The 5,277-nt window shown below is 71.5% G+C and carries 7 protein-coding genes; 2 read left to right on the top strand and 5 right to left on the bottom strand.

Features of this window, described 5'->3' with window-relative positions; translation table 11 throughout:
- A partial coding sequence (locus tag IJH84_RS25895; RefSeq protein WP_295150008.1) for a hypothetical protein occupies window positions 1–359 on the top strand: 359 nt, incomplete at its 5' end.
- On the opposite strand, the gene IJH84_RS25890 is transcribed toward IJH84_RS25895, so the two are convergent.
- From IJH84_RS25890 to IJH84_RS25875, 4 genes are all read right to left on the bottom strand, one after another.
- On the bottom strand, window positions 360–872 hold the full coding sequence (locus IJH84_RS25890; RefSeq protein ID WP_295150006.1) for a GNAT family N-acetyltransferase: 513 nt from the start codon (window positions 870–872) through the stop codon (window positions 360–362).
- A gap of 71 nt (window positions 873–943) precedes the next feature.
- Window positions 944–1,717, bottom strand: coding sequence for an arginase family protein (locus tag IJH84_RS25885; RefSeq protein WP_295150004.1), 774 nt, complete (start codon window positions 1,715–1,717; stop codon window positions 944–946).
- Between the two features lie 76 nt (window positions 1,718–1,793).
- Window positions 1,794–2,603: a hypothetical protein gene (locus IJH84_RS25880; RefSeq protein ID WP_295150001.1), complete on the bottom strand. Its 810-nt coding sequence runs from the start codon at window positions 2,601–2,603 to the stop codon at window positions 1,794–1,796.
- A complete protein-coding gene (locus IJH84_RS25875; protein WP_295150000.1) occupies window positions 2,600–3,094 on the bottom strand; it encodes an SAV_6107 family HEPN domain-containing protein in 495 nt (164 codons plus the stop codon). The genes IJH84_RS25880 and IJH84_RS25875 overlap by 4 nt, the downstream gene beginning before the upstream one ends.
- A 409-nt stretch (window positions 3,095–3,503) precedes the next feature.
- Between IJH84_RS25875 and IJH84_RS25870 the strand changes: the two genes are divergently transcribed.
- Entirely contained in the window at window positions 3,504–4,076 is a 573-nt protein-coding gene (locus IJH84_RS25870) for an N-acetyltransferase (RefSeq protein WP_200071240.1), read from the top strand.
- Window positions 4,077–4,199: 123 nt separating this feature from the next.
- Here the strand turns inward: IJH84_RS25870 and IJH84_RS25865 are convergent.
- The coding region (locus tag IJH84_RS25865; RefSeq protein ID WP_295149998.1) for a DUF885 domain-containing protein at window positions 4,200–5,277 on the bottom strand (1,078 nt) is incomplete at its 5' end.

The raw sequence follows: 5,277 nt of genomic DNA, 5'->3' as shown, positions 1-5,277 counted from the left end.
TGGTGCTCGCCGCCGCCGATCCGGCGCAGCCTTACGGTGCTGCGTTGCCGTGGCCGGACGCGGTGGGTGACACCCGGCACCGGCCCGGCCGCAAGGCTGGTGCGCTGGTGGTGCTGGTGTCCGGCTCGGCGGCGCTTTACGTGGAACGCGGCGGGAAGTCGCTGCTGTCGTTCACCGCGGACGAGTCGGTGTTGCGCAGCGCGGCCGAGGGGTTGGCCCGTGCCGTGCGGGAAGGCTGGCTGGAGCAGTTGGCGGTGCAGCGCACCGACGGCGAGGGCGCGTTGGGGTCGCGGATGGCCGACATCCTCACCGAGGCGGGTTTCCGCGCCACACCGAAGGGTTTGCGGCTGCGCGCGTGATCACAGCTCGTCGAACGGCGCCGCATAGCGGAATGTTCCGGTGAGGTCCGGGGTGTGCGTCGTGAGCGGGCGGGTCTGGACATGCTCGGCCCAGCTCGGGTCGGGTGGTGCGATGCCGTCCTGCTGCGCGGGCCGGAAACCGAAGCGCGGGTAGTAGTCGACGTGGCCGAGCAGCGCGACGAGCGGTTCGCCCCGCGCGTCGGCGGCGGCGAGCACCGCGTGCATCAGCCCGGTGCCGATGCCGCTGCGCTGGACTGCGCGGAGCACGCCGATCGGGCCGAGTCCCAGCGCCGGGCGGTCGCCGACGTATCCCCTGGTCGCAACGACGTGGCCGACGACGGCGGCGCTGTCGTCGACGGCGACGATGGACAGTTCCGGGATCCAGCCCTCGTCGGCGCGCAACGCCTCCACAAGTCCCGGTTCCGCGGGCGTCGCGTCGCCGTCGGCGTAGGCGTCGGTGTGCACGGCGCGGATCGCGTCGACGTCGGAGGGCAGTTCTCGCCTGAGCAGCATCATCGAACCGTGCCAACCCGCCCGGCGGGCGGCAATCGAATTTCGGCGCTGATGCGAGCCTCGGCACGGCTTCACCCGCTGTTGCGCACGGCGTCCACGAGTTCGTCGAGCAACCGTGCCCTGGTGGCGATCTCGTGCTCGTCGCGTGCCGGATACCAGGGGCACGCGATGTCGACGGCGACCACGCGTCCGGTGGCCAGCACTCGGCGAGCGGCGTCGACCACCGTGCTGCGCGAGGGGCCGTTCGGCACCGGGAAGCGCAACCCGGCCAACTCGCCGCAGTCGATCACGTCGACATCGATGTGCAGGACGATCGGTCCGGCAGGCAGCGCCTCCTGCAGTTCCTCGACACCGCACCGGCGCAGGTCGCTCCGGGACAGGTAGTCGACCTCGGGCGGGTCGAGGTCGCGCGCGTCGACCAGCAACGCGCGCCGTTCGGCAGGCGACCGCAGTCCGAGCGGCTCGGCGAGCCGTTCCGGATGTGCGCCCAGCACCAGCCGCAACGCCATGCCGCCGAGGTAGCCGGAGGCCGAGGTGTGCGAGGTGTGCACGTCGCCGTGCGCGTCGAACCAGACGACGGCGGGGTCCGATCCCGCGCGCTGCGCGCCGGTGATCGTGGCGGCGGCGACGAGGCAGTCCCCAGACACGACCGCGGGCACGTCGTCGGCCGCTAGCCGCTCGGCGACGCGGTTCGCCACCCTCTCGTACAGGGCGACCAGGCGAGGCCAGACATCGCCGTCCGGCACCATGGCCTCGACCGTCTCGGCGCCCAGCGGCGCAGCAAGCGGGATCGTCCGCTCCGGCAACCTTTCGTCCTGGTGGTAGGGCACGAGCAAGATCGTCACGGCCGCACGGTAGGCCCGTCATCGTGCCGAGCGCACGTTGATTTCCACAGCCGCACAGCCTTTCAGCGCGCCCCCTTCAACGAGTCGCGAGCCGGAGCAGTCCCCAGAGCTGGGCGATGGCGTCCCGATCACCGGCCGTCCGCACCGCGCGGTCCGGCAGCCGACCCCACAACCAGAGGTACACCGCCGCCGGGTCACCGGTGACCAGCCCGTCGGCGGAGACCGACTCGCCGTCGGTGGTCCGCCGCACGACGGTGCGCCGCTGATCGGCGTACACCAGCCACTCCGCCCCGGCCGTGGACAGGCCGACCGAGCAGGGTCTGGTCGAGGTGATGCCGACGGCGTGCAGGCGATAGCCCAGCCACAACCGCAGCACCTCGTCGATCCCGTCCAGCGCGACATCGGCGTCGATCGGGGTCATCTCCACCGCCGCCGCTGTCTGCACGTCCACCCGGTGCACCGTTGCGGCGTGCAGCAGCCTGCGGACCCAGAACCGCACGGTGTGCTCCTCCGGCCACCACGTCGGGCACGCCTCGTCCGGCGCGCGGGTGCCGAACTCGGCGAGCAGTTCGGCCAGCCGGGCAGTGCATTGCCGGGTCACCGCCTGCAGCGTCGCCGGCTCCGGAACCGCCGCGGAACGCGCCTGCTCGGCGGCGCCCATCCAGGTCAGCGCGTCCTCGCAGACCCCGCTGAGGTAGCGGACGGTTTCGGTGGCGGTGCGGCCGGACGCCCCGCCGACCGGAGCGTCCGGGTGCACGTCGTGCGTGGCGGCGGTGAGCAACTGCCCCTCGACGCCGATCAGGTCGAGCATCCGGCCGTGGTCGATGGACAGCTCCGGAGGCGCCGCGCAGCCCGATTCGGGTTCCTCGGGAACGCTCCGGCTCATCGCACCGACCCCGACAGGCTGCGCTGAACCACCGCGACGAACTCGCCCGCGTGCCGCAACGAGATGTCCGCCTCCCCCGGCGTCACGCCCGGGCTACCGGCCTCGGCCGCGGCGCGCCGGACCGATCGGTCCGCGAAGTGCGCCGACCATTCGCGCAGTTCCGGTGCGACTTCGGTGAGCTGGCTCCACACGCCGCCGGACCGCCCGCGGCAGGGTCTCTCCCGGGTCCGGCGCCAGGAGCGGGAAACCAGCACCGCCGTCGCGGCCCGCAACGCGGCCAGGTGCGCCAACACGTAGCGGTCGGCCGGTTTCGCCGATTGTTCGGCATCGCGCAGGCAAGCCCGCCCCTGCTCCAGCAGGGACGCCGCCCCCGGCGGCGGTGGCGGACCGGCCGGTCCGGACGATCCTGGCGATACGGGCGATCCGTCGCCCGGGCTGCGCGGGACGGGAATGGACACCGGCAGGGACATCAGCTTTCTCCTCTCGGTCACGACGGGCTCCGCGAATCCGCGGAGTTGCCGGTCAGGTGCTCGAACCGGGGGGAAGCCGGTCGTCCGGCGGCGGGGTGCTTCCCCCACCCCACCGCCGGACGTGCGTGCGAACCGAAGCCGACCGCACTGGATCGACAGCCGATCGATGGCCGATCGACAAGCGATGACAAGCCACCGACAGAGCGATCGAAACTCGAGCGATCGAACTCGAGCACTCCACTCGGGCGATCGAACCTCAGTTCGACAAGCTCCAGAGTAGACCGATCGGAGCCCGGACTCAACACTTGAGCAATAGATCACCTGTTCGAGTAATGCCCGCTCCGATGCGATCACCAGCGCCGACACCGGCAGCGGAATTGATCAAGGCCGGGACGCACGGCCCCTTGCCGCACCCTCTAGTGTTCGGCTCGTGACAGCCGCGCCCGCCCCCCGCTTCGACCGCCTCGTCGAGCTCACCACCGACGAGCTCAGAGCCCGCCTGGCCGAAGCCCTGCAGGTGTACGTGGAGGCGATGAACTACCCGCCGCTGACCGCGCAGCAACGCGCTCCCATGTGGTCGGCGCACATGCTGCGCGCGGGATGGCGCTGCATCGGTGCGTTCAACACCGCGGACGAGCTGATCGGCATCGGCTACGGCTATCTCGGCGTGCCCGGCCAGTGGTGGCACGAGCAGGTCTTCCGCGGCATGCTCAGCACCCACTCGCAGGCCGAGGCCGAGCACTGGATGCACGACTACTTCGAGCTCACCGAGCTGCACGTGCGCCCGGACAGCCAGGGCGGCGGCCTCGGCGAAACGATCCTGCGGCGGCTGCTGGACGGCGCGCCCGGCCGGGCGGTGCTGCTGTCCACCCCGGAAGGCCCGACGCGGGCCTGGACCTTGTACCGCCGCGTCGGATTCGCCGACCTGCTGCGGCACTACCGGTTCACCGGCGACCCACGACCGTTCGCGGTCCTCGGCCGCGGCCTCCCGCTGGAGGGCTGAAGATCCTCAGAGCCCGTCTTCCAACCTGGCGACCCGAGTGTGCCAGGAGCTCTGTCTTGTCAGCGGCGGAGCCGCTGAGGTTCCGCCGCTGAACCCTCGCAAAACAAGATCAAAGACAAGTGATCAGAGTTCGGCGAGTTGTTCGCGCAGGGTGTCGAGGCCCATCGAACCCAGCTGCAACGCCCGCCGGTGGAAATCCTTGGCGTCGAACGCCGCTCCGTAGCGCGCCCGCGCCTCGTCCCGCGCCGCGCGCCACAACCGCTCCCCGACCTTGTACGACGGCGCCTGCCCCGGCCAGCCCAGGTAGCGGTCGATCTCGTCGTGCACGTGCGCGGGGTCGGCGACGGTGCGGGTGAGCAGGAATTCCGAACCCAGCTCCGGAGTCCAGCGCTCCCCCTCGTGGAACCCGCAGCCCGCGGGCAGCTCCAGCTCCAGGTGCATCCCGATGTCCACCACCACGCGCGCGGCCCGGAACAGCTGGTCGTTGAGCATCCCGAACAGGTCCCCGTCGTCGGTGATGTAGCCGAGTTCGCGCATCAGCCGCTCCGCGTACAGCGCCCAGCCCTCGGCGTGCCCGGAGACGATGCACGCCAGCCGCTGGAACTTGTTCAGCAGGTGCGACTGGTACACCGCCGTGGCGACCTGCAGGTGATGACCGGGCACGCCCTCGTGGTAGACGACGGTGGTTTCCCGCCAGGTCGGGAATTCCTCGCGGTCGGAGGGCACCGACCACCACATCCGGCCGGGCCGGGTGAAGCCGTCGGTCGGGCCGGTGTAGTAGGCGCCGACCCCGCCGCCCGGCGGCGCGATGCGGCATTCCAGCGCCATCAGCTCGTCGGGGATGTCGAAGTGCGTGCCGCGCAGGTCGTGCAGCGCTTGGTCGGACAACCCCTGCGCCCACTGGCGCAGCACTTCCTGGCCGCGCACGCGGTAGCGCGGGTCGTTGTCCAGCTCGGCGGCGGCTTCGGCGAGGGTGGCGCCGGGGTGGATGCGGTGGGCGACCTCCTTCATCTCCGCTTCGATGGCGGCGAATTCGGTCCAGCCCCACTCGTAGGTCTCGCGCAGGTCCAGTTCCGCGCCGGTGAAAAAGCGCGACCACAACCGGTACCGCCGCTCGCCGACCGCGTCGGCTTCCGGGGCCTTCGCCAGCAGCTCGTCGCGCAGGAAAGCGGCGAACTCCGCGTAGGCACCGGCGGCGGCT

The organism is Saccharopolyspora sp. (genome assembly GCF_017434145.1).
GTDB lineage: Bacteria > Actinomycetota > Actinomycetes > Mycobacteriales > Pseudonocardiaceae > Saccharopolyspora_C > Saccharopolyspora_C galaxeae.
Note: the sequence above shows the minus strand (reverse complement) of the source record. Positions and strands in the feature narration are given on the sequence as shown.